General features: G+C 41.1%; 20 protein-coding genes, 8 tRNA genes and 3 rRNA genes. 4 read left to right on the forward strand and 27 right to left on the reverse strand.

What is annotated here, in order from left to right; all coding sequences use genetic code 11:
• Positions 1 to 4: 4 nt before the first annotated feature.
• From NQZ71_RS01290 to sigW, 11 genes are all read right to left on the reverse strand, one after another.
• Positions 5 to 688, reverse strand: a complete 684-nt coding sequence (locus NQZ71_RS01290; protein ID WP_144457514.1) for a YukJ family protein — start codon at positions 686 to 688, stop codon at positions 5 to 7.
• A gap of 162 nt (positions 689 to 850) precedes the next feature.
• A complete protein-coding gene (locus NQZ71_RS01295) occupies positions 851 to 1,654 on the reverse strand; it encodes an ABC transporter ATP-binding protein (RefSeq protein WP_127740632.1) in 804 nt (267 codons plus the stop codon).
• Positions 1,654 to 2,691 (reverse strand): FecCD family ABC transporter permease, encoded by a 1,038-nt coding sequence (locus tag NQZ71_RS01300; protein WP_317011210.1) that lies wholly within the window; start codon positions 2,689 to 2,691, stop codon positions 1,654 to 1,656. Before NQZ71_RS01300 ends, NQZ71_RS01295 begins: the two co-directional genes overlap by 1 nt.
• On the reverse strand, positions 2,688 to 3,728 hold the full coding sequence (locus NQZ71_RS01305; RefSeq protein WP_144457518.1) for a FecCD family ABC transporter permease: 1,041 nt from the start codon (positions 3,726 to 3,728) through the stop codon (positions 2,688 to 2,690). The genes NQZ71_RS01300 and NQZ71_RS01305 overlap by 4 nt, the downstream gene beginning before the upstream one ends.
• Positions 3,721 to 4,773 (reverse strand): iron-siderophore ABC transporter substrate-binding protein, encoded by a 1,053-nt coding sequence (locus tag NQZ71_RS01310; RefSeq protein ID WP_144457519.1) that lies wholly within the window; start codon positions 4,771 to 4,773, stop codon positions 3,721 to 3,723. The genes NQZ71_RS01305 and NQZ71_RS01310 overlap by 8 nt, the downstream gene beginning before the upstream one ends.
• A 252-nt stretch (positions 4,774 to 5,025) precedes the next feature.
• Positions 5,026 to 6,828: a glutamine--fructose-6-phosphate transaminase (isomerizing) gene (gene glmS, locus NQZ71_RS01315; RefSeq protein ID WP_317011211.1), complete on the reverse strand. Its 1,803-nt coding sequence runs from the start codon at positions 6,826 to 6,828 to the stop codon at positions 5,026 to 5,028.
• A gap of 457 nt (positions 6,829 to 7,285) precedes the next feature.
• Positions 7,286 to 8,635, reverse strand: coding sequence for a phosphoglucosamine mutase (gene glmM / locus NQZ71_RS01320; RefSeq protein WP_144457523.1), 1,350 nt, complete (start codon positions 8,633 to 8,635; stop codon positions 7,286 to 7,288).
• Between the two features lie 43 nt (positions 8,636 to 8,678).
• Positions 8,679 to 9,995, reverse strand: a complete 1,317-nt coding sequence (locus NQZ71_RS01325) for a CdaR family protein (RefSeq protein ID WP_317011212.1) — start codon at positions 9,993 to 9,995, stop codon at positions 8,679 to 8,681.
• Positions 9,992 to 10,813 (reverse strand): diadenylate cyclase CdaA, encoded by an 822-nt coding sequence (cdaA, locus tag NQZ71_RS01330; RefSeq protein ID WP_317011213.1) that lies wholly within the window; start codon positions 10,811 to 10,813, stop codon positions 9,992 to 9,994. Before cdaA ends, NQZ71_RS01325 begins: the two co-directional genes overlap by 4 nt.
• A 233-nt stretch (positions 10,814 to 11,046) precedes the next feature.
• The gene (locus tag NQZ71_RS01335) at positions 11,047 to 11,694 is read right to left on the reverse strand and encodes an anti-sigma factor family protein (RefSeq protein ID WP_144457527.1); all 648 of its coding nucleotides are present in this window, start codon (positions 11,692 to 11,694) and stop codon (positions 11,047 to 11,049) included.
• Between the two features lie 17 nt (positions 11,695 to 11,711).
• On the reverse strand, positions 11,712 to 12,275 hold the full coding sequence (gene sigW, locus NQZ71_RS01340; protein ID WP_127740614.1) for an RNA polymerase sigma factor SigW: 564 nt from the start codon (positions 12,273 to 12,275) through the stop codon (positions 11,712 to 11,714).
• Positions 12,276 to 12,729: 454 nt separating this feature from the next.
• Here sigW and NQZ71_RS01345 point away from each other — a divergent pair, with 454 nt between their 5' ends.
• Positions 12,730 to 12,888 carry an aspartyl-phosphate phosphatase Spo0E family protein gene (locus NQZ71_RS01345; RefSeq protein WP_127740612.1) on the forward strand — a complete coding sequence of 53 codons (159 nt, stop codon included), beginning with the start codon at positions 12,730 to 12,732 and terminating at the stop codon, positions 12,886 to 12,888.
• 132 nt (positions 12,889 to 13,020) lie between these two features.
• On the opposite strand, the gene NQZ71_RS01350 is transcribed toward NQZ71_RS01345, so the two are convergent.
• The 12 genes from NQZ71_RS01350 to NQZ71_RS01405 form a co-directional block, all read right to left on the reverse strand.
• Positions 13,021 to 13,093, reverse strand: a tRNA-Lys gene (locus tag NQZ71_RS01350).
• A 1-nt stretch (position 13,094) separates the two neighbouring features.
• A tRNA-Gln gene (locus NQZ71_RS01355) sits at positions 13,095 to 13,169 on the reverse strand.
• Between the two features lie 32 nt (positions 13,170 to 13,201).
• Positions 13,202 to 13,285: transfer RNA gene (locus NQZ71_RS01360), tRNA-Tyr, on the reverse strand.
• Positions 13,286 to 13,319: 34 nt separating this feature from the next.
• Positions 13,320 to 13,395 (reverse strand) — tRNA-Thr (locus NQZ71_RS01365).
• A 30-nt stretch (positions 13,396 to 13,425) separates the two neighbouring features.
• Positions 13,426 to 13,501, reverse strand: a tRNA-Val gene (locus tag NQZ71_RS01370).
• A gap of 10 nt (positions 13,502 to 13,511) precedes the next feature.
• A tRNA-Glu gene (locus tag NQZ71_RS01375) sits at positions 13,512 to 13,586 on the reverse strand.
• A 17-nt stretch (positions 13,587 to 13,603) separates the two neighbouring features.
• Positions 13,604 to 13,676 (reverse strand) — tRNA-Thr (locus NQZ71_RS01380).
• A 30-nt stretch (positions 13,677 to 13,706) separates the two neighbouring features.
• A tRNA-Asn gene (locus NQZ71_RS01385) sits at positions 13,707 to 13,781 on the reverse strand.
• A gap of 10 nt (positions 13,782 to 13,791) precedes the next feature.
• Positions 13,792 to 13,908, reverse strand: a 5S ribosomal RNA gene (gene rrf / locus NQZ71_RS01390).
• A 229-nt stretch (positions 13,909 to 14,137) separates the two neighbouring features.
• A 23S ribosomal RNA gene (locus NQZ71_RS01395) occupies positions 14,138 to 17,072 on the reverse strand.
• A gap of 330 nt (positions 17,073 to 17,402) precedes the next feature.
• A 16S ribosomal RNA gene (locus NQZ71_RS01400) occupies positions 17,403 to 18,952 on the reverse strand.
• The 16S, 23S and 5S rRNA genes sit together here with 8 tRNA genes alongside, the layout of an rRNA operon.
• A 271-nt stretch (positions 18,953 to 19,223) precedes the next feature.
• Positions 19,224 to 19,457 (reverse strand): hypothetical protein, encoded by a 234-nt coding sequence (locus tag NQZ71_RS01405; protein WP_127742482.1) that lies wholly within the window; start codon positions 19,455 to 19,457, stop codon positions 19,224 to 19,226.
• A 206-nt stretch (positions 19,458 to 19,663) separates the two neighbouring features.
• Here NQZ71_RS01405 and pdaB point away from each other — a divergent pair, with 206 nt between their 5' ends.
• A complete protein-coding gene (gene pdaB / locus NQZ71_RS01410; RefSeq protein WP_144458313.1) occupies positions 19,664 to 20,413 on the forward strand; it encodes a polysaccharide deacetylase family sporulation protein PdaB in 750 nt (249 codons plus the stop codon).
• Positions 20,414 to 20,577: 164 nt separating this feature from the next.
• Complete coding sequence (gene gerD / locus NQZ71_RS01415) at positions 20,578 to 21,150, forward strand: spore germination lipoprotein GerD (RefSeq protein ID WP_144458315.1); 573 nt, start codon at positions 20,578 to 20,580, stop codon at positions 21,148 to 21,150.
• A 35-nt stretch (positions 21,151 to 21,185) separates the two neighbouring features.
• Here gerD and NQZ71_RS01420 read toward each other — a convergent pair whose 3' ends face one another.
• From NQZ71_RS01420 to NQZ71_RS01430, 3 genes are all read right to left on the reverse strand, one after another.
• Positions 21,186 to 22,229 (reverse strand): Mrp/NBP35 family ATP-binding protein, encoded by a 1,044-nt coding sequence (locus NQZ71_RS01420; protein ID WP_186304185.1) that lies wholly within the window; start codon positions 22,227 to 22,229, stop codon positions 21,186 to 21,188.
• A gap of 129 nt (positions 22,230 to 22,358) precedes the next feature.
• Positions 22,359 to 23,075 carry an N-acetylmuramoyl-L-alanine amidase CwlD gene (gene cwlD / locus NQZ71_RS01425; RefSeq protein ID WP_144458319.1) on the reverse strand — a complete coding sequence of 239 codons (717 nt, stop codon included), beginning with the start codon at positions 23,073 to 23,075 and terminating at the stop codon, positions 22,359 to 22,361.
• Positions 23,076 to 23,181: 106 nt separating this feature from the next.
• On the reverse strand, positions 23,182 to 23,622 hold the full coding sequence (locus NQZ71_RS01430) for a DUF2521 family protein (protein WP_144458321.1): 441 nt from the start codon (positions 23,620 to 23,622) through the stop codon (positions 23,182 to 23,184).
• A 180-nt stretch (positions 23,623 to 23,802) separates the two neighbouring features.
• Between NQZ71_RS01430 and NQZ71_RS01435 the strand changes: the two genes are divergently transcribed.
• The gene (locus tag NQZ71_RS01435; protein WP_144458322.1) at positions 23,803 to 24,054 is read left to right on the forward strand and encodes a sigma-G-dependent sporulation-specific acid-soluble spore protein CsgA; all 252 of its coding nucleotides are present in this window, start codon (positions 23,803 to 23,805) and stop codon (positions 24,052 to 24,054) included.
• Positions 24,055 to 24,113: 59 nt separating this feature from the next.
• Here the strand turns inward: NQZ71_RS01435 and NQZ71_RS01440 are convergent, their stop codons facing one another.
• Complete coding sequence (locus NQZ71_RS01440; RefSeq protein ID WP_144458323.1) at positions 24,114 to 24,884, reverse strand: TraR/DksA C4-type zinc finger protein; 771 nt, start codon at positions 24,882 to 24,884, stop codon at positions 24,114 to 24,116.
• Positions 24,885 to 24,965: the final 81 nt, after the last annotated feature.

The raw sequence follows: 24,965 nt of genomic DNA on the forward strand, positions 1-24,965 counted from the left end.
CCCTTTACTTTACCGTTAAATAACTGCAATCCTCAACAGGCTTAATAGCATGTCCGTTTTCATCTGTGCACCATGATTGTGATTGGAACGCAAGGAAAATACCTACCCAGCGATTTTCCCCCTCAAAGTGAATAAGGATGCCGCCATCCTGCCAAACACCATTATCCTTTTTCCATCTGCCCACATTGCCTTGATTCATATGAATATCATGAATGCCATTACCAGGCTTAAAGTGGAAATAACGATCAGCCAAATTATTCTCTGGCCCCCATCTTTCCCCAAAGGCATAGATAACAGCATTCCTTTCAAGCGCCTCTTTCACATAAAACTGCAGCTTCTCATTCAGGTCATTGTCCGCTCCATCAATATCTGCTGGTAGTGGAACCATTTTTTGAGGATCAAAGAGATTGCCTCTAACATAATCAAGTCCAATGTCAGGGTTATTATCTTTTATTAACGTAAACCCGTGTTTTAACGCAGGCAGCTTAGAGATGTCCTCTGAATTAAAATTTTCTCCCACATAGAAAAGAACCTCAGATGGATACGACTGTGACTCAATATTGACTGCAATCCGGTAATCGACGCCTTCATCGTCCCGTATATGAATTTGATAATGAGGATTTTCTCCGCTTCCCATCATCACATCAACTGCTTTACCCTTTAGCACACCGTACTTGTTTAAAGACATTCTAACTCCTCCTCTTATTTAATTTATAGCTTACTATCAAACCTTTTCGAGAGTCATTACGAATATCCTTTTTAAAAGTTACAATACAGCTAAAATAAGCACCAAGACCTAAACCAGCTAAAATAAAAAACCTCCAGTCTTCTTAAACTGGAGGGATTGCTATTATGGTTTAACATGATACCTGCCTTTAGGTACAACTAAAGGTGTTGCTGAAACAGGGTCATTAATAACTGTACAATTCAGACCAAATATCTCTTTTACTAATGTACTTGTAATTATCTCTGATGGCTTTCCTTCTCCTACAAGCTTTCCCTTTTCAAGGGCAAATATATAGTCAGCATAACGAGCTGACAAATTGATATCATGGAGAACCATTACAATTGTCGTGCCGTATTTCCGATTAAGATCTGTTAACAAATCTAATATCTCCACTTGATAAGTAATATCTAAAAAGGTTGTCGGCTCATCGAGAAATAAAATATCCGTTTGCTGTGCGAGTGCCATTGCAATCCAGACACGTTGTCTTTGACCGCCAGACAGCTCATCAATGTCATGATTTGCAAACTCCGTAATCTTCATGATTTCCATAGCTTCTGCAACGGCATCATAATCCTTTTTTGACCAGCCACTTAACAAAGATTGATGCGGGAATCTTCCACGGCCAATTAAATCAGCTACTGTTATCCCCTCTGGAACAACAGGTGATTGCGGTAAAATACCTAAAACCCGTGCTAATTGTTTTGGTGGAATTTTGCTGATTGCTTTACCATCAAGAGTAACCTCACCAGATGATGGCTTAATTAATTTAGCCAAGGTTTTTAGCAGCGTCGATTTCCCGCAGCCATTTGCGCCTATAATAACACTTATTTTATTGCTGGGAATTTTCAGCTCAATTTCGTTTAATATCATTTTATTATCGTAGCCGGCTATTAATTTTTGCGCTCGAAAATCATGTATCGTTTCCATTACAATTCTCCCTTCCGATTCATTCGAATTAATAGCAAGATTAAGTATGGTGCACCAAGCAAGCCTGTTATGACACCGACTGGAAATCTGTATACAAATGCAAATTGTCCAACTAAATCTGCTACTAAAACTAAGCTGGCTCCTACAAGACCTGCCGGCAAAATATTAGAGAATCCAGCGCCTACTAATCTATTAGCAATCGGTCCTGCAAGGAAGGAGACAAACGCAATGGGACCCGTTGTAGCTGTTGCAATAGCAATCATAAAGACAGAACTGACAATAAGTAAAACTCTTGTTTTATCTGTTGAGACACCAAGCGAAGATGCCATTTGCTCACCAAGCTCCAAAATATTCAATTGCTTACCTAACAAGAGAACAATTGGAGTAAATATAATGACTGTAATAATAAGTGGAGGCAATTCTTCTATTTTTGAACCATTAAGACTGCCATTAAGCCATCTAAGTGCTGCTGGAATATCCTGCTGTGAACCAATTAACAAAAGATAGGATATGACTGCATCAAGTATAGCCTGTATCCCTATCCCAATAAGAATTAATCGACCAATCGAAAAGGATTTTCCCCGAGAAAGCAAATACATAAAAACAACAGTTATGAGACCTGCAATAACAGAAGCAAAGGAAACAACTGCATTGCTCGTATGGAACATCGTAATACATAAAACAGCCGCAGCACTTGAGCCAGATGTAATACCTAATACGTTTGGGTTTGCAAGTGGATTACGCAGCATTGTTTGAAAGATGTAGCCTGCAACGCCGAAAGCAAACCCAGCAAATAGACCAGCTAGCATTCTTGGTAAACGTATCGTATTTACAGCAAAAGTAACACCTGCAATCCGCTCACCTGAAAGTGAACGAATCACTTCCTGAATCGGGTAAATAGTGTTTCCAAGCAAGAGCATCGCGCAGCAAAGAATACAAGTTAGCACAAACAGTAAGCTAGTAACTTGTATCCAGCGCCACCGTCTTTTCCTGATGCCTGTCATAATAAAGTTTATTTCACCAAATTGATTTTTCATAATGACCGCACTTTCGATTTCTTAGCTAATATAATGAGGATTGGTGCACCTATAAATGCCGTAACTACACCAACCTCGAGTTCTCCAGGACTAGCAATTAGTCTTCCAATGACATCAGAAAACGTTAAAATAATTGCCCCTGTAATAGCTGACATAGGTATTACAAAACGTACATCCGGGCCAAGAATAAGTCTCATAACATGTGTAGACATCAGACCAATAAAGCCAATTGGACCTGCTAACGCAGTAGCTGCCCCACATAGCACAACTCCACCTATTGCTCCTCCAAGACGCAAAAATCCAGGCCTCACACCGAGTCCTGTTGCAACATCATCCCCTAAAGCAAGAGCGTTCAATGCTGGGGCCGAAATAAAGGCAATAAGAATGCCAATAGCCAAAAAAGGAAGGAAGGTTGTGATGGAATTCCATGTACCTGAGCCTACACTGCCTACCTGCCAAAATCTGAATTGATCCATGGCATAAGAATTTGGAATTAAAATAGCGGTGACAAGGGAAGAGAGAGCTGCAGTTGTTGCAGCTCCCGCCAATACAAGCTTTATTGGTGTTGCTCCGCCCCGTCCCATTGAACCAATTCCAAAAACAAATGCTGCTGTTAATGCTGCTCCCAGTAAAGCGAACCAGATATATTGATTTGCTGTACTAATATTAAAGAATGCTAGTCCACAAACTACAAATAATGATGCCCCAGTATTCACACCAAGTATGCTGGGATCTGCCAGTGGATTTCGCGTAATAGCCTGCATCAGTGCGCCAGATACTCCAAGTGCTGCTCCGCATAACAAACTGAAAACCGTTCTGGACAAACGTTTACGTACAATATTTGCCCCAAACGAATCTTCATTTTTGCCAGTCAAACCATCTAAAATGTCTTGAAAACTGACTACACGAGCACCGAATGCTAGTGAAGCTACAATACAAGCAATCAACAATATAATGGATACAATTATAGTCAGCTTAAAGTTTTTTGGAACATGCAGGTCCATCTGTTTACCTTTTGGAACGAAGAAACTACTCATTTATTTTATCAATTGCTCCGCCAATTAGCTCAAGGTAATCATCAATAGTGTATTCGATTGAAAGCGGAGTTGGTGTTCCCGCAGCAACCAATGGTGTGTCACTTGCAATAAATGCTACTGAACCTCTTTTAACTGCAGGAATATTTCCAAGCAACGGATCAGCTTTAATTGTGTTATATAGCTCATCATTACCATAACCAACAATTACGTCAGCATCATTAAGAGCCTCTACGTTTTCAGCACTCAATTCTAGAGAATAACTGTTAGGGTCTGTAATTAAATCCTTCACACTATCTGGATAGTCTAGACCAAGTTCTTTTAAGAAGGCAACACGTGAATCAACTGGTGTGTATAGATGCAATTTAGACAAGTCATCTGCTGAGAAGTTAACCCAAACAACTTTTTTACCTTCAATTTGAGGGTATTTAGCTGCTTTCTCTTTAAGCATAGCTTCAATATCTGTGATAAGCTTTTCGCCCTCTTTTTTCATTCCCATACCAGTTGCATTTAATTCAACTTGTTCACGCCAAGTTGTTGCCCAAGCTGCAGTTGGATATGCAACAACTGGAGCAATTTCAGAAAGAGTATCGTAATCTTCTTGTGTAATACCAGAGTAAGCTGCAAGAATTACATCAGGCTTTGCATCTGAAATAGCCTCAAAATCAAGTCCGTCTGTATCTTGGAATACGTTAGGGTCTTTCACACCAAGCTCGTCCAGCTTTTCTGCTGTCCAAGGCAGTAAACCACTGTCATCTTGTACTCCAAAGTTTGCTGCTGAAAAACCTACAGGAGTCACTCCAAGAGCTAAAGCTACATCTTGATTTCCCCATTGGATTGTAACAACACGTTCTGGTTTCTTTTCAATAACCGCTTCGCCTAAAGCGTGTTTAATTGTTATTGGATATTCAGAATCTGAATTGGAAGAAGCAGATTCATTTTTATCTGAGTCATTCGATGAAGAATTTGAGCAACCTGCTAAAACCAGGATTGCTACAATTGAAAATAGCAATAGCTGAAGAAATGGATTTCTACGTTTTGTATGCATGACTTAATCCCCTCTTATATATTAATAGTTTATTAGTGGCAAAAGTGATAAAGGTACTTGCTTTTATAATTTATGTTAAGCACAGCTCGATTCACCACATTTTACAATGATTATCATTCTCAACTATAATAATTGTTTTTTACTTTTCTGTCAATTGTTTATTAAAAAGACAAGAATCTGCTTTTTTGGTTAACACTTACTTTTTAAAAAAACCCCTGCAGTCTGGAGACTACAGGGGCACTTAAATAATTATTATTCAACAGTAACAGATTTAGCCAAATTACGTGGCTTATCAACGTCACAGTCTCTATGAAGTGCTGCATAATAAGAGATAAGCTGCAGCGGTAATACAGAGATAAGGGGTGTCAATAGCTCATGCACAGCTGGAACGATAAAGCGGTCACCGTCCATTTCCAAGCCTTTCATAGAAATGATACACGGATTTGCACCACGTGCAACTACCTCTTTAACGTTTCCACGAATGCTCAAGTTGACACTTTCCTGTGTTGCTAAGGCAATGATTGGTGTTCCATCTTCGATTAAAGCGATTGTGCCGTGCTTTAATTCACCGCCTGCAAAACCTTCTGCCTGGATGTAAGAGATTTCTTTTAGCTTAAGCGCACCTTCTAGACCAACATAATAATCGATTCCGCGGCCAATAAAGAATGCATTTCTTGTTGTAGCTAGGTATTCTCTGGCAATCGTTTCAAGTTCTTCTTTTTGTTCAAAAACAACTTCCATTGCGTTAGCGATAATGCCTAGCTCATGCACTAGGTCAAAGCTGAATTCATAACCTTTGCTTCTTCCTGTCACTTCTGCAAGGATGGACAATACTGCCATCTGTGCAGTGTAAGCCTTCGTAGAAGCAACAGCAATTTCAGGGCCAGCGTGCAGAAGCAATGTATAATCTGCTTCACGAGAAAGTGTAGAGCCAGGAACATTTGTTACCGTGATAGCAGGATAACCAAGCTCCTTCACTTGTACAAGCACAGCTCTGCTGTCAGCTGTTTCTCCACTTTGAGTAATAAAGATAAACAAAGGCTTTTCAGAAAGCAACGGCATATTATAGCTAAATTCACTCGCAACATGAACCTCTACTGGAATCTTCGCCAAGCTTTCGATAAATTGCTTACCGAGCAAACCTGCATGATAAGAAGTACCTGCAGCAATAATATACAAACGGTCTGCTTCTTTAACAGCATCAATGATAGCCGGATCAATTGTCAGCGTCCCATCTTCAGCTCTATATTGTTGAATGATTTTGCGAATAGCAAGCGGCTGCTCGTCAATTTCCTTCAACATATAGTGTGGGTAAGTTCCTTTTTCAATATCGCTAGCATCCAATTCTGCCGTATAAGCTTCCCGGGAAATAACTTCTCCATCTAAAGTCTCAATAACTACTTTATCTTTTGATACAAGTACGATTTCTTTATCTACTAGCTCAACATATTGATCTGTCACTTGCAGCATAGCCATCGCATCGCTCGCTACTACATTGAAGTCTTCACCAAGGCCGACAAGAAGCGGGCTTTTGTTTTTGGCAACATATATTACATCTTTGTTTTGTTCATCTAATAATGCAAAAGCATAAGAGCCTTTTAGCATTTTTAATGTTTGCACAAACGCTGCTTTAACATCTTTGCCGCTTTCAACAAAGTGTTCAATTAACTGAATGACCACTTCTGTATCCGTATCGCTTTTCATTTCGACATCTGCCAAGTATTCCTTTTTTAACAGATCATAGTTTTCAATAACTCCGTTGTGAACAATTGTGAAACGATTAGAAGCACTTTTATGCGGATGTGCGTTTAATCTGCTTGGTACTCCATGTGTTGCCCAACGAGTATGGCCAATTCCTATTTCAGCAGTGACCGTTTCATCCACAACGCTGCGCAAATCTGCAATTCTGCCTTTTTCCTTGAAGACCTTTACTCCAGCCTCATTGCTAAGAGCAATACCTGCAGAGTCATATCCTCTATATTCAAGCTTTTCTAGTCCCTTTAATAAAATCTCTTTTGCATCCGGGTTTCCGATAATACCAACAATACCACACATACTTCTTTTCCTCCGTTCTAGGGGAGCAAGAAGCCTTACTAGGGGACAACTTGCTCCCCTATCTCTGTAATTTTTTATAAACATTTATATTAGCATGCCCTATTCTTTGTGCATTAAGTTGCCTTAATGTTTTAAAATAAAGCTCTCGATCTGCTACATAACCGGGAGGTATCCGCCGAAATATCGATAAACCTCCTCCTCGTCAACTAGCACACGCTTCGTCCACTGCTAGTTCAGGCGCTTTGTATAACTAATCTTCTTAATCTCCCTCCTTTTCTTCCATTTGCTTTTTTCACAAAAGCAGATTAATCATACCTTACTTACAAATAATTCGTCAAATACTAATACATAATACATATTACTTTTTATGAAAAAAGAGGATAAAGAAGATTCAATCAGCGAACTTCCTTACCCTCTATCCTATTCAGCTTATATAATAATGTGACTGAGTGACTTACTATTCCTTCAATCCCATTTCCTTTTCTACTACTTCAGCAATAATATTGACATATGCATCACATAATTCACTAGTAGGAGCCTCTGCCATTACGCGAACAAGAGGTTCTGTACCTGAAGGTCTGACTAAAATTCTGCCGTTTCCTTTCATGTCCTCTTCCACTTTACTGATGACTTCTTTTACTTTCTCATTATCTGTTACATGATACTTGTCCGTTACCCTTATGTTCACAAGTTTTTGCGGGAATTTTTTCATTTCTCCGGCAAGCTCTGATAAAGGCTTCTTCGTTGCTTTCATAATATTCACAAGCTGTAAACCTGTTAATAGTCCGTCACCAGTAGTATTGAAATCAAGGAAAATAATATGACCAGATTGCTCTCCGCCAAGATTATAACCATTCTTACGCATTTCCTCCACTACGTAACGATCTCCTACTGCAGTTGGAATGCTTTTAATACCATGCTGTTCCAAAGCCTTATAAAAACCTAAATTACTCATTACAGTGGATACAACGGTATCTTGCTTCAGTCGGCCAGTCTCTTTCATGTACTTAGCACATATATACATGATTTGATCCCCATCAACAATATCACCTTTTTCATCGACCGCAATCAAACGATCACCGTCGCCGTCAAATGCCAATCCAACATCAGCTTGCTTTTCCTTCAAGAATTCGGCTAATGTTTCCGGATGTGTAGAACCTACGCCATCATTGATATTTAATCCATTTGGAGATGCTCCCATTGTTGAAATGTCCGCATCCAAATCTGCAAATAAGTGCATAGCAAGAGCGGATGTTGCACCATGTGCACAGTCAAGGGCAACATGGATTCCTTCGAACTCTTCATCCACAGTTTGCTTTAAGAACTGAAGATATTTCTGACCGCCTTCGAAATAGTCATTAACTTGTCCAAGGTCAGCTCCAGTTGGTCTTGGTAGTGAGTCAACATCCTGATCAATTAATGCTTCAATTTCCAATTCCTGCTCATCTGAAAGCTTAAAGCCATCTGGACCGAAAAACTTGATGCCATTATCGGCAACAGGGTTATGGGATGCGGAAATCATTACTCCAGCCTGTGCTCCCAAAACTTTTGTTAAATAGGATACACCCGGTGTAGATATGACACCTAAACGCATTACCTCTGCACCAATGGAAAGCAATCCTGCTACGAGGGCTCCCTCCAGCATATGGCCTGAAATACGAGTGTCACGACCAATTAACACTTTAGGTCGATCTTGATCTTTTGTTAGGACGAAGCCACCGAACCTTCCAAGCTTAAATGCTATCTCAGGTGTCAGTTCACTATTTGCTACTCCTCGTACTCCATCCGTACCGAAATATTTACCCATTCCTAAATCGCTCCTTCTAACTAATATGAATCTTTATCAATTTTTAAGCATCTTTTTCCGTTATTGAAACACTTGCTGTCTCTTTTGCCAGTTCCCAGCTAATATCATCCGGACCTTCGACCATAATCTGGACCTCATGCTCCCCAGCAGACATTCCTGTCAGATCTAGAAACAGAGAAAAATCTGATGCAGCCAAGCCTTTTACAATGTCGTTTGCTCCTGTTACATCAAGGCTAGCGCTTTTATCAACCGGGTCTGTTATCTCAGCCTCAAACTCATTTCCCAAACCCTGTATACTTATTGGTATTCCACTTATTGTTCTCGTGCTCGTTTTTTCTACAGTTGCTGTCTCATCTGAATCCTCTTCCTCATTTGCAGATTCATTTGAACTTGTATCTTCCTTCCCTACTGTCACCTTAACGGTAGCAGTTACCAATTCTGGTTCTACAGCTGTTACCCCGTTTGAGATGATCACAGGAAGCTCTATATTTTGATCCTTGTCTATATCACTCAGGTCAACTTCAACTCTTGTACTGTCCACTTCTTTTAGTATATCTTCTGGACCTGAAATTGTCGCTTCTGTTTTGTTTAATGTTATGGAATCAATTGTAACATTAGCTGGCGGATCTCCCTTTTCCACAATATTGATTGGAACTGTTTTACTTGTTCTTGTTACAGGGATATTCACTTCCACCGTTTCTGGTTCCACTTCTACATCTAATTTATTTAAACTGCTGTCTAACGCAGATATTTTAGCTTTTTTGCTAATATCCTTGCTAGTCCCTTCTTCAAGCTCTACGTTTGCTTTCACATAAGCTATTTTGTCAATTTCATCTTTTGCACCTGTCACCGTTACAGTGGAAGGATTGATTGTTGCTGTTCCAGTCGAATAACCTTTTGCAATCAAGCTGCTGTTATACTCAGCTTCCACATTCACTACTTTTGAGACTTTTTCCTTCAATGTAACCTCGATAGTGGCCGGCTCGATGACTGCTTCCAGCTTATCAGAAAGATCCTTGACTTGAAGAGCAACCTCTTTTGTACCAATTTCCGCATCAGTCAAATCAACATACACTTCAAAATTCTTTTGGAGTCTTGCTGATTGAACATGGACAGTCGGACCTGTAAGTTTCACATCCACTGTTTCCGGAATTCCAGAAACAATAAGATTATCTGTATCGTAATACACTTTTACAGGCATATCCTCTACCAGTCCAGAGTCTTCTGAACCAGGGACGTTCACATCATTAGATTTGTCGCTGCCGTCGTATACATATAAAAACAGCAACAATGCCAATGCAAAGGCAATTACCTTCATAAACCAATTACTTTCTCCGATTCTGTCAAATAACTTATTCATTTATTCTTCCCCTTCCAGCCCCACTTAACAGAAGAAGCATGTCTGGCAGAAGGTGCAATTAACGCACTGGACAGTAGTTCTTTAAATGCTTCCAATTTAAGCTCTCGATGGAGATCACCATTTTTAGTAATAGATATGGACCCTGTTTCTTCAGAAACAATGATCGTTATGCTATCTGTTACCTCACTGATGCCAAGCGCTGCTCTGTGCCTTGTTCCCAGCTCCTTTGATATAAATGGACTTTCTGATAATGGGAGATAACAGGCGGCAGCAGCAATATTATTTTTCTGCAATATAACGGCACCATCATGCAGAGGAGTATTTGGAATAAAGATATTTATTAGTAATTCAGATGATATTTTTGAGTCTAAGGATATTCCGGTTTCAATATAATCATTCATGCCCGTCTCCCTTTCAATGGAGATAAGCGCACCAATCCTTCTTTTTGCCATATAATCGACTGCTTTTACAATGGAATCGACCACATGCTGTTGTGCCTGGTCTTCTGGTATTCCGCTTCGTGAAAAGAACTTTCCTCTGCCAAGCTGTTCAAGCGCCCTTCTAAGCTCCCCTTGGAAAATGATGATAAGCCCAAGAGCACCCCACTGAATCACTTGCTCCATCATCGTTCCCATTGTCTGCAAGTTAAAATAATCACTTAGCAGCTTTACAATCAGTATCACAAAGATACCTTTTAATAATTGGACTGCTTTTGTGCCCTTTACTATCATAAGGATTTTATAGATGACATACCACACAAGGAGAATGTCCACTGTATTCGCTAAATATTTTAAAAAAGGGAAATCTGCTAACGACATTTTCCTTCCTCCAAAGCATATATATTTCATAAGCAATCGCTGCTTCTTTTTGTTTACCTACAATTATCATATTATATCACATTTGCGTTTAATACCAATCTGGACAAACTAAATTTAAAAAACAGAAGAATGATTTAGGTAATTGTACATACAGAAAGGAAAAATCTTGATTTTATTATATGATTCATCTAATATTTTTAACCCAACTATTTACAATAGAAAAAACCCTGCAATCAATATGCAGGGAGACTTCCACTACTTCCTTCTTCACTTTTAAATACATTAGTTATATCCTCAAAAGTGCTCTTAATATAGTACCAAAGCCAATCAAAGACCTCATTTACTTCCTCTATCTCACCTGTGACCTGATTGGATGAGGCCATATATTTCTGCCCATTTATAACGGTGACATTTCCGTTTACTTGTCCTTCTATCTTTATATTACCGTTCCGAACTACAATGTCCCCTTCAACAACTTCTCCCTTAGGAACAATGACCGTATCATTTTCAACGACAAGATTAGGCTGCTTTGACACCGAAAATTCATGGTTTTCATTCCATGCAGAAAGGAGACTTGAAACCATCAGCACAATGAATAAAGATGCTGCTGCAAAAATAGGATGATTACGCACCCATCTTTTGAAAACTGCCTGTTTCTTTTCCTTTGGCAAAAGTCCAAGCACATTCTCTGTGAAATTTGCTGGAGCCTGTATATGGGAGGTGCTTTGAACTAATGCAATCGTCTTTTTCAATTCATGAAAATGAATTGCACAGTCCTCACACTCATCCAGATGTTTTTTTAACTTTAATTTATCTTGTTCTAGGATTTCTTCATCAAGATATTGATGCATATACTCTATAACTTCTGATGAACAAGTCATATTCTTTCACCTTCTTATTAGACATGCCGTAATTGCTTTCTTAAAGCTTCCCTTCCCCTGTGAATGCGTGTTTTCACTGTACCAAGAGGCAGCTCAAGAATTTCACTAATCTCGTTTAGAGACAGCTCTTCAATATATTTCAGTACAATCACAGATCGATATTTCTCTGGCAGCTTTGATATTTCACGCTGTATCAACGCTTGCAGTTCCAAGCTTTCCACATCTTCTTCAGGCAGCCTTGTATCTGAAGAAATTTGTGAGTACATATTCAGACCATCAGTACCTGGTACTTCAGCATCCAAATAATAGTCTGGCTTTTTCTTTCTAATCCTGTCGATACATAAATTTGTCGCAATTCGATAAAGCCATGTAGAAAACTTCAAGTCCATGTTAAAACGATTTATATTAACATATGCTCGAAGAAAGGCTTCTTGTGAAATATCCTCCGCTTCATGTCTATTCCCTAGCATCCGGTAACAAATTTGAAACACTTTGTCCTTGTAAATGTCAATAATATCACCGAACGCATTTTGATCCCCTTTTATCACTTGCTTAATTCTCTTTTTTATTAATGCTTCCATCTATTTACCCCCGCTCTAAATGCGGCTAATCGATTAATACGTATCGATAGCGAATAAGGTTTCACTTTTTTTTATATTTTTCCTATATTAGCTTAATAAATTTAATTCCAATGCTCCGAACAAAAAAAAAGAGTTAACAGAAATTATTCAATTGGATGTCTGCCCTTCCAAAAGAAACCAAAGTAAAAGAATAATGTTTTTTCTTGTAAAAACTTTTATATCCATCTTCCTTCTAAAGAGGAACAGGAAAGCAAGTCACTTTAAATATTTTTCTTCTTAATATGTATATTTACTACTTTTGAATGACTTTACTACTATTTTAACAAATTATGACAACATATGGTTTAATTTTTTTCAGATTGGTTATAAAAAAAGGGAATAATATGTTAAAATCATGACAATATAATTTTTTTCAGATAGAATGAAAATTAACTAATGGATGAGGGTGAAGCCAATGTGTGAGCAAAAGTTGTTAAAAGATATTGAGGAGCATCGAGAAAAGATGATCTATTTAGCAAATCTCACTTCTTTTTCGCACCCAAAAGTGATTGATATAAGCGCAAAATTAGACGAATTGCTGAATAAGTATGACAGTTTCATTAAAGCAAACTGATAAAATTCATTAACTGCGTAATATGCCTCCTATATACTATTACAGTACATTGGAATTAATGTCTCGCATATTAATGAATCAAAAATACATAAAAAAAACCAAGCAATAGTTTGCTTGGTTTTTATATAAGTATGAGCCATGCAGGATTCGAACCTGCGACCCTCTGATTAAAAGTCAGATGCTCTACCAACTGAGCTAATGGCTCTTGGCTGGGCTAGCTGGATTCGAACCAACGAGTGACGGAGTCAAAGTCCGTTGCCTTACCGCTTGGCTATAGCCCAAAAATAAAAGGACATTCTCTGTCCAATTGAAATGGTGGAGGGGGACGGATTCGAACCGCCGAACCCGAAGGAGCGGATTTACAGTCCGCCGCGTTTAGCCACTTCGCTACCCCTCCGAATATTGGATTACAATAATTCTTATTTCATAAATGGTGCCGACGAGAGGACTTGAACCCCCAACCTACTGATTACAAGTCAGTTGCTCTACCAATTGAGCTACATCGGCGCATATCTAAAATCTTCTATTATATTAAAATGGTGGAGGATGACGGGATCGAACCGCCGACCCTCTGCTTGTAAGGCAGATGCTCTCCCAGCTGAGCTAATCCTCCATATATATATTGGTGACCCATACGGGATTCGAACCCGTGTTACCGCCGTGAAAGGGCGGTGTCTTAACCGCTTGACCAATGGGCCTTTATTGTTTTGTTCTAAGCTTCCAACCGGGCTCGAACCGGTGACCTCTTCCTTACCATGGAAGTGCTCTACCTGCTGAGCTATGGAAGCAAGCTGCTAACATATTACTCAATGTTTTTATGGCTCCGCAGGTAGGATTCGAACCTACGACCGCTCGGTTAACAGCCGAGTGCTCTACCACTGAGCTACTGCGGAATAATGGTATGCCTGGCGACGTCCTACTCTCACAGGAGGAGAACCTCCAACTACCATCGGCGCTGAGAAGCTTAACTTCCGTGTTCGGTATGGGAACGGGTGTGACCTTCTCGCTATCGCCACCAGACTTTTTTAAGAACAGATTATATAATATCATATCCTTAAATATTTTGTCAAGGTTTTATTCCCTGAAAACTAGATTATGTTGTAAGAAAAAAGATATATGAGTAATCTTTCATGTCCAGCTTCAAAAGCTAAATCATACGGCTGTTTCACACACTCACACACAGTCTTACGACTGCTACTCGCGCGATCAACACCCTATCGATTTAAGCGGGCTTTTTCCGCTTTTCGTTTTAGTTAAGTCCTCGATCTATTAGTATTTGTCAGCTCCACGTGTCACCACGCTTCCACCTCAAACCTATCAACCTGATCATCTTTCAGGGATCTTACTAGCTTACGCTATGGGAAATCTCATCTCGAGGGGGGCTTCATGCTTAGATGCTTTCAGCACTTATCCCTTCCGCACATAGCTACCCAGCTATGCCTTTGGCAAGACAACTGGTACACCAGCGGTGCGTCCATCCCGGTCCTCTCGTACTAAGGACAGCTCCTCTCAAATTTCCTACGCCCACGACGGATAGGGACCGAACTGTCTCACGACGTTCTGAACCCAGCTCGCGTACCGCTTTAATGGGCGAACAGCCCAACCCTTGGGACCGACTACAGCCCCAGGATGCGATGAGCCGACATCGAGGTGCCAAACCTCCCCGTCGATGTGGACTCTTGGGGGAGATAAGCCTGTTATCCCCGGGGTAGCTTTTATCCGTTGAGCGATGGCCCTTCCATGCGGAACCACCGGATCACTAAGCCCGACTTTCGTCCCTGCTCGACTTGTAGGTCTCGCAGTCAAGCTCCCTTGTGCCTTTACACTCTACGAATGATTTCCAACCATTCTGAGGGAACCTTTGGGCGCCTCCGTTACTTTTTAGGAGGCGACCGCCCCAGTCAAACTGCCCACCTGACACTGTCTCCCACCCCGATAAGGGGTGCGGGTTAGAATGTCAATACAGCCAGGGTAGTATCCCACCAATGCCTCCACCGAAGCTGGCGCTCCGGCTTCCAAGGCTCCTACCTATCCTGTACAAGCTGTACCAAAATTCAATATCAGGCTACAGTAAAGCTCCACGGGGTCTTTCCGTCCTGTCGCGGGTAACCTGCATCTTCACAGGTACTATAATTTCACCGAGTCTCTCGTTGAGACAGTGCCCAGATCGTTACACCTTTCGTGCGGGTCGGAACTTACCCGACAAGGAATTTCGCTACCTTAGGACCGTTATAGTTACGGCCGCCGTTTACTGGGGCTTCAATTCAGAGCTTCGCGCGAACGCTAACCCCTCCTCTTAACCTTCCAGCACCGGGCAGGTGTCAGCCCCTATACTTCGCCTTACGGCTTCGCAGAGACCTGTGTTTTTGCTAAACAGTCGCCTGGGCCTATTCACTGCGGCTCTCTCGGGCTTGCACCCAAAAGAGCACCCCTTCTCCCGAAGTTACGGGGTCATTTTGCCGAGTTCCTTAACGAGAGTTCTCTCGCTCACCTTAGGATTCTCTCCTCGCCTACCTGTGTCGGTTTGCGGTACGGGCACCTTGAATCTCGCTAGAGGCTTTTCTTGGCAGTGTGGAATCAGGAACTTCGGTACTATATTTCCCTCGCCGTCACAGCTCCGCCTTCACGGTAATGGGATTTGCCTCATTACCAGCCTAACTGCTTGGACGTGCTAATCCAACAGCACGCTTACCCTATCCTCCTGCGTCCCCCCATCGCTCAAACGATTCATAAGGTGGTACAGGAATATCAACCTGTTGTCCATCGCCTACGCTCTTCAGCCTCGGCTTAGGTCCCGACTAACCCTGAGTGGACGAGCCTTCCTCAGGAAACCTTAGGCATTCGGTGGATGAGATTCTCACTCATCTTTCGCTACTCATACCGGCATTCTCACTTCTAAGCGCTCCACCAGTCCTTACGGTCTAGCTTCAACGCCCTTAGAACGCTCTCCTACCACTGACATCATAGATGTCAATCCACAGCTTCGGTGATACGTTTAGCCCCGGTACATTTTCGGCGCAGAGTCACTCGACCAGTGAGCTATTACGCACTCTTTAAATGGTGGCTGCTTCTAAGCCAACATCCTGGTTGTCTAAGCAACTCCACATCCTTTTCCACTTAACGTATACTTTGGGACCTTAGCTGGTGGTCTGGGCTGTTTCCCTCTTGACTACGGATCTTATCACTCGCAGTCTGACTCCCAAGGATAAGTATTTGGCATTCGGAGTTTGTCTGAATTCGGTAACCCGATGGGGGCCCCTAGTCCAAACAGTGCTCTACCTCCAATACTCTTACCTTGAGGCTAGCCCTAAAGCTATTTCGGAGAGAACCAGCTATCTCCAAGTTCGATTGGAATTTCTCCGCTACCCACACCTCATCCCCGCACTTTTCAACGTGCGTGGGTTCGGGCCTCCATCCAGTGTTACCTGGACTTCACCCTGGACATGGGTAGATCACCTGGTTTCGGGTCTACGACCACATACTCTATCGCCCTATTCAGACTCGCTTTCGCTGCGGCTCCGTCTCTTCAACTTAACCTTGCATGTAATCGTAACTCGCCGGTTCATTCTACAAAAGGCACGCTATCACCCATTAATGGGCTCTAACTACTTGTAGGCACACGGTTTCAGGATCTATTTCACTCCCCTTCCGGGGTGCTTTTCACCTTTCCCTCACGGTACTGGTTCACTATCGGTCACTAGGGAGTATTTAGCCTTGGGAGATGGTCCTCCCTGCTTCCGACGGGATTTCTCGTGTCCCGCCGTACTCAGGATCCACTCAGGAGGGAACGAAGTTTCGACTACAGGGTTTTTACCTTCTGTGACTGGCCTTTCCAGACCTATTCATCTACCCCGTTCCTTTGTAACTCCATGTAGAGTGTCCTACAACCCCAAGAGGCAAGCCTCTTGGTTTGGGCTAATCCCGTTTCGCTCGCCGCTACTAAGGGAATCGCGTTTGCTTTCTCTTCCTCCGGGTACTTAGATGTTTCAGTTCCCCGGGTCTGCCTTCAGTTACTCTATGTATTCAAGTAACGATACTATCCCATTACGGATAGTGGGTTTCCCCATTCGGAAATCTCCGGATCAAAGCTTACTTACAGCTCCCCGAAGCATATCGGTGTTAGTCCCGTCCTTCATCGGCTCCTAGTGCCAAGGCATCCACCGTGCGCCCTTTCTAACTTAACTTGTTTTCGGCTAAAGATAAACTTCGCATTTCTTTGTCAGCTTCTTCGCTGTGCTCCTCACGTACTCTCGTACGCTCCGGTGCTCACTCCGTCGCTTCCTCGACCTGCTCGTTTCTCTTTACCCTCAATTTCTCTAATTATTAGAGAATCTAAGATGGCGATTACTCGGTTTTATCTTGGTTCTTACTATACATAATCTAGTTTTCAAGGAACAAATCGGCTATTGATTAAATTACTTATCAATACCCTTGTGTTTTGAGGAATTGCTCCCTCAAAACTGAACAACAAACTGTCAACAATCTATGAATGGAATAAATCCATTTTTCCTTAGAAAGGAGGTGATCCAGCCGCACCTTCCGATACGGCTACCTTGTTACGACTTCACCCCAATCATCTATCCCACCTTAGGCGGCTGGCTCCCAGAAGGGTTACCCCACCGACTTCGGGTGTTACAAACTCTCGTGGTGTGACGGGCGGTGTGTACAAGGCCCGGGAACGTATTCACCGCGGCATGCTGATCCGCGATTACTAGCGATTCCAGCTTCATGTAGGCGAGTTGCAGCCTACAATCCGAACTGAGAATGGTTTTATGGGATTGGCTCGACCTCGCGGTTTTGCTGCCCTTTGTACCATCCATTGTAGCACGTGTGTAGCCCAGGTCATAAGGGGCATGATGATTTGACGTCATCCCCACCTTCCTCCGGTTTGTCACCGGCAGTCACCTTAGAGTGCCCAACTAAATGCTGGCAACTAAGATCAAGGGTTGCGCTCGTTGCGGGACTTAACCCAACATCTCACGACACGAGCTGACGACAACCATGCACCACCTGTCATCCTGTCCCCCGAAGGGGAACGTCCTATCTCTAGGATTGTCAGGAGATGTCAAGACCTGGTAAGGTTCTTCGCGTTGCTTCGAATTAAACCACATGCTCCACCGCTTGTGCGGGCCCCCGTCAATTCCTTTGAGTTTCAGCCTTGCGGCCGTACTCCCCAGGCGGAGTGCTTAATGCGTTTGCTGCAGCACTAAAGGGCGGAAACCCTCTAACACTTAGCACTCATCGTTTACGGCGTGGACTACCAGGGTATCTAATCCTGTTTGCTCCCCACGCTTTCGCGCCTCAGCGTCAGTTACAGACCAAAGAGTCGCCTTCGCCACTGGTGTTCCTCCACATCTCTACGCATTTCACCGCTACACGTGGAATTCCACTCTTCTCTTCTGCACTCAAGTCCCCCAGTTTCCAATGACCCTCCACGGTTGAGCCGTGGGCTTTCACATCAGACTTAAAGGACCGCCTGCGCGCGCTTTACGCCCAATAATTCCGGACAACGCTTGCCACCTACGTATTACCGCGGCTGCTGGCACGTAGTTAGCCGTGGCTTTCTGGTTAGGTACCGTCAAGGTACGAGCAGTTACTCTCGTACTTGTTCTTCCCTAACAACAGAGTTTTACGATCCGAAAACCTTCATCACTCACGCGGCGTTGCTCCGTCAGACTTTCGTCCATTGCGGAAGATTCCCTACTGCTGCCTCCCGTAGGAGTCTGGGCCGTGTCTCAGTCCCAGTGTGGCCGATCACCCTCTCAGGTCGGCTACGCATCGTCGCCTTGGTGAGCCGTTACCTCACCAACTAGCTAATGCGCCGCGGGCCCATCTGTAAGTGACAGCGTAAACCGTCTTTCAGCTTTTCCACATGAGTAGAAAAGGATTATCCGGTATTAGCTCCGGTTTCCCGAAGTTATCCCAGTCTTACAGGCAGGTTGCCCACGTGTTACTCACCCGTCCGCCGCTAACTTAAAAAGCAAGCTTTTTAAGTCCGCTCGACTTGCATGTATTAGGCACGCCGCCAGCGTTCGTCCTGAGCCAGGATCAAACTCTCCGATAAAGAGTAAGATTAGCTCATTGCTAAACTCTAGCTTTTGTTACTTGTTTTGTTTCTATAACGAAAGTTATAAAAACGATTATTGTTGACGTTTGTTTGTTCAGTTTTCAAAGAGCAATTTACGTCACTCTCTCAAGCGACTTTATCAATTTAACATAATCAAAATTTAATGTCAAATGTTTTTTTAACTATTTATTTTTGATGATTATGTCGAAGTGACGTTTATTAATATAGCAAGTTATCACATCTTCGTCAATAACATTTTTACTATTTTTTAAATTTTTTCATCCAAGTATTTATCGTCCTTAAGAATATAGTTCAAGCAGTCTTTTGGGGAAGCGATTCTTTTGAATAAGGAAAACAGTTCCTTATACCTTTCCACCATCGATTTTTTTACAAGTATATCTATTCTTTCGTCTCCTAAATCCATTAGTATTTCTTCTAATTCCCTTTTGATCATATATTCTATTTCTTTAACTTCCCTTTGACTCAATAATAGTCCTACCATATGGCTCCTCCTTGGTGTACGTATATAAAAGTGCCCGCATTTTGTAAACCTCCTAACCAAGACGGCTCAGAAACTCTACTAAGAAGTGACTTTGTCTCAGGTATTATTGCCATCTTATATTTTTTTATGAATAAACTTTTTGTTATTTTCATTTCTGTCTTTGCATAGGATGAACCAAGCAGTAAATTGGACGAGGTGAGATTAGTATGAACAAATTTTATGTACTGAATGGAAAAAGAGTAAAGCAATTGACATTAATTCTTGTTGTATCTTTTTTTACCGCTTGGTTTTTGTATATGGAAAATATCGTACAAGTACCAGTGTTCTCATCCAAGGATGGACCCAAAGCAGTTTACAAAGGAGAAAAAGGGATTGCATTAACATTCAACATCGGGTGGGGTGATGAAAAGGCTGAACCGATATTGGATATATTAAAAAAGGAAAAGGTGACCGCAACCTTTTTCTTAGCAGGATCTTGGGCAGAGCGACATCCTGATTTAATTGCAAGAATCTCGAAGGAAGGCCATGAAATTGGTATACTTGGCTATGATTATGTGGATTATTCAGAAGTAAAGGAAGAAAAGATAAACCAAGATGTTTCCAAAGCAAAAACAGCCTTTGAAAAACTGAAGGTCGAGAATATTTCCTTATTCAGAGCCCCAACAGGGCATTTTGATCAAAATGCGTTAACTATTACAAATCGATACAAATATACCCTTGTACATTGGAGTATTGATTCTAAAGATTGGACAAATCCAGGAACAGACCAAATTATTAAAAATGTCTCACCCGCCAAAAAGGGAGATATTGTTTTACTCCATGCGTCCGATTCTGCAAAACAAACAGCTAACGCATTGCCTGGAGTAATTGACAATCTGAAAGGAAAAAACCTTAAGTTTGTCACCGTTACAGAAATGCTGTCAAATGCTGACTCCAGCTCCAAAGAAGTAAATTAATCATCCTACAGTAAAGGCCCTTTCGTTAAGAATAAGGGTCTTTTTTCTTCTACCCCCCTCTTATTGCTTCAAAACTAACGCTTCAAACAATTTCGACGAATATTTTCTAAAAATAAAAGCATGCTAATGAATAGGGATAATTCCTTTTGAAAGGAGCAGCTGCAATGTTCAAAAAATACAGCATCGTTCTGCTTTTATCGCTTTCCATTTTGAGCGGCTGTTCAGCTGGAGAAACGGCACAACAGATGGATTATGATCAGACCAAAAAGATGGTAGTAGATATTTTAAAAACAGATGACGGAAAAAAAGCAATTCGTGATGTTATTGGGGATGAAGAAATTAAGGAAAATCTCGTAATGAATGAGGATGCGGTTACGAAAACCATTGAAAAGACTTTGGTTTCTGATAAGGCATCAAAATTTTGGACAGAGAAATTTAAAGATCCGGATTTTGCAGAAACAATGGCAAAAAGCATGAAAACAGAGAACCAAAAGCTCCTGAAAGACTTGATGAAGGACCCGGATTACAGAAAAATGATGGTAGAATTATTGCAGGATCCTGCAATAGAATCCGACTTGAAAAATGTGTTGAAAAGCACAGAATACCGGGAACATTTACTTGAGGTCATGCAGGAATCCATGGATACACCAGAATTCAAGAAGAAATTTCAAGAGATGCTTGATAAAGCCGCTAAAGAGGCAGCTTCTGGAATTGAAGTACAGACAATTCAACTCTAGTCCAAATATTAAAGCAGGGGAATCCCCCTGCTTTTTTATACATTATCTGCTTTTTCAATAACTTTTTTGGCTATATCTATATAAATACTGCCAATTCTATCTTGCTGTGAGTAAACAGAAGGAGCAAAATCGTCCTTGTCCCAATCAGGCTGGCCAAGCGGCAGTTGACCTAAAACAGAGGTTTGGAGATCCTCTGCCAGCTTCTTCCCTCCGCCTTTACCGAAGACATATTCCTTTTCACCAGTCAATTTACTCTCAAAATAAGACATATTTTCAATTACACCAAGAATCTCATGTTCTGTTTTTATTGCCATTGCTCCAGCTCTGGCAGCTACAAATGCGGCTGTTGGATGCGGAGTAGTAACAATTACTTCTTTACTGGAAGGCAGCATAGTATGTACATCTAAAGCAATATCACCAGTTCCAGGAGGCAAATCTAAAATCAGGTAATCTAATTCTCCCCACTCTACTTCCTGCAGGAAGCTTGTCAGCATTTTCCCAAGCATTGGTCCTCTCCAGATAATAGGAGCATTATCCTCAACAAAGAATCCCATAGAAATTACCTGAACGCCAAATCGTTCTACAGGAATAATTCTGTCATTTACCACTTCAGGCCTTTTTGTTATTCCCATCATATCAGGAACACTAAAGCCGTATATATCTGCATCAAGAAGACCTACCTTCTTGCCAAGTCTCGCCATGGAAACTGCCAAGTTAACAGAAACAGTCGATTTACCGACTCCGCCCTTACCACTAGCTACAGCTATATATGTGGGAAGCTTCTGACTATTGATATCAGTCTGTTCCGCTTGTATTTCTTGAACAAGCTGACTTGGAAGCTGCGCAAATCGCATTCCAACACTTTGTACTCCATTTTGCTTCAACATACCGACTATCTGCTGCTGCAATTCAATTTGTGCGGGAGACCCAATCTCTGCAACTGCCAGCTTAATGCTGACATGAGATTTTTCTTGATCCCACCTTAAATCTTTAATCGAATTCAATTCTAATAACGACTTATGTAAAAAAGGATCTGTTATCTGTTCTATCATGCGTTCAATAGCTTCTGCGTTTAAAATGACAATCCCCTCCCCTTTAATATTAGTATAACATAGAGAATGATAACCTTTGCATTTTTAAAATTCTGATATATATTCCCCGGGATATTACGATATTTACCTAAAAAGAACAAGGAGAATTAGCCTATGCTATTCCCCTTTAATTGCATCCTCATTTGAAAAGTATCGATTGACACCTTTATAAACAGATGCAGCTATTTTATTTTGATAATCCACATTCATTAAATTCTGCTTTTCTGCAGGATTAGAAAGAAACCCTATCTCAACAAGAGCACCCGGTTTCTCAGCATACTTCAATATATAGACACTACTTAACGGCTTTGCTTTTCTTGTTGTGTTTTCCAAGTTGTCTATTAGTTCAGCTTGAATAAATTTTGCCGCAACCTCGTTATCCTCTAGCTGTGGAGAAAAGAAAGTTTGTGCACCGCTCCACTTAGAAGACGGAATTGCATTCAAATGGATGCTTAAAAACAAATCAGCATCAGATGAGTTAATAATATTCAATCTTTCCTTAAGGTCAGCTACCTTCCGGTTACGATATCCCTTTACATCATCTCCTGCTAAATCCTTATCTTCTTCTCTCGTCATGATGACCAATGCACCTTGTTCTTGAAGATAATCACGAATCTTAAGGGATACATTCAGAGCAATATCTTTCTCTAACACTTCCTCATCACCTGCTCCGCCATCTGGCCCTCCATGACCAGGATCAATGACAATTATTTTCCCAGTTAAAGGCAGATTCCAAGCATCCCATGAATCATCATCCGAGAAATCAAATTGCAAAATGAAAAATAGAAGAATAAGCCCCGCTGTAAATATACTGATTTTTAATTTCTTATTCACTGTCCTAGTCAATCCCTCCTGCCTGTCCTTATCCTAAATATATGGGACAAGAAGGGGGTTTAGAACAAGCCTAAAAAAAAATCAAGCGGTGCGCGACCGCCTGATTTCAATGTAGCCTGAGCTTTCTTCTTTTATTTGCTTTATGAAATCCTTCTAACCACCATGCATCAACGAATTGTTCACATAAATAGTACAAAGATTCATTTTTACTGCTTTCTTCACTACCCCAGTATAAAAGAAAATGAAATAAAGTATCCTTTAAATGTTTATCTTCTTCCAAACATCTATTTTTAATCGTGGAGATATCCTCTCCCCATTCATTAAATTTGCTAAAGTTTGCACCTAATAAAAAGGCTTCTATTGCTACATCAAAGCACGCTTCCTCCATACCTTCGTTTATGATGACACTTTTCGTCAACTGAGAAGATCCAAAGTAATGAGCAACCTTCGCCTTTAAGTCCTTTAAAGAAAGCTCCTTAAGTACAGACCTTTCATATTTAATTTGTTTTTCTCTTTTTTTCAAATCGAAGTCCATAATAACTGTCACTGCTTTCACCTCTTAAAAATAGTTTCGACTAAATCCAAAGGGAAATTCAAGGAGAGATGTGATTTCCATATCCAATTAATATGGATGTTTCTATAAATGGAAAATGTATGTTGCTATTAATAAAACTAATAAAAATAAACCATAATAAAACTGAAAAAAATCAAAAGTAAGAGGTGCAGGATGATTCAATCTATAGCATATGTAAGAGAAGTTCTATCCCTATACACAGACCGTTCAGATACAGGAAAAAGCATTTATGGGAAAATGAAGAATGGACATTACAAATCAGAAGAAGCTTTTGTTCGAGATCTAACAGAGGAAGAGATTAACTTCCTCAATCAAGTGCTGGCAGAAGAAATTCAGCACGCAGAAAATGAACAAGATTCCGAAAGAGTCCACCATTTAAACGACATTTACGAGCTATTGTTTTAAACAAAAAAGGTCAGGCAGCGCACTAGATCTGAAGTCTAGTTATGCTGCCTGACCTGCCTTTAAAACCGTTCCTTATCATCTGTATCTTCCACATAAGGTTCATGCTCATATGCGGGTAAATCCCCAAAGCTCGTCATAATGCCCTCTTCATCTAAACTGTGCTCATATCTTTTATGCTGTGGATTAGGATATACAGTGATGTTTTTCCCCTCTATATCTACCCCAACAAAATTTTCATATTCCTCGACATACCCAACATTTTCGTAAGAATCAATAGAAAGATCATTATAGTGATCAACAGGATCGATAAAATCAGATGGAGTTTCTGAGGTCCCAAAGCTCTCAACATCCTGCCAGGAATCCTCTGCATCATAAGCTACATTTTCATCTTGTTCATCCATATCAAACTTTCCAAACGGCGGCATGAGCACACCCTCTTCAACTGGGCGCTCATGAGAGACAACTTTATCCGGAGTATGTTCTATACAGTATAAAGCCGTAGGAAGAGCCTCCAGACGTTCAAGAGGAATCTCCTTGCCGCATTCCACACATTTTCCGTATGTCCCATTCTGAATCGCCTTTAATGCATGAACCACGCCTTCATACTCAAATCTATAATGTTCATTTAGAGCAATATCTTTTTCTCTTTCATATAATTCCGTTCCTTCATCACCTGGATGATTATCATAGCTCGAAAGCTCACCTACAGAATCATGCGCGTGGCTTCTAATTAAATTTAAGTGATCATTTATGTCATATCTCTCTTCTATGTCTTGCTTATGTTCTTCTAACAGCGATTGAAAATCATTAAGTTGTTGTTTAGTCAGCATGAGATTTGTCCTTTCATTAAATCTTTTGCCTTATTAGTATGAACGAAAAAACCAAGAACATTGAAGGAAATATGTACTTGT

The sequence above is a fragment of the Niallia taxi genome (assembly GCF_032818155.1).
Classification (GTDB): domain Bacteria; phylum Bacillota; class Bacilli; order Bacillales; family Cytobacillaceae; genus Niallia; species Niallia taxi_A.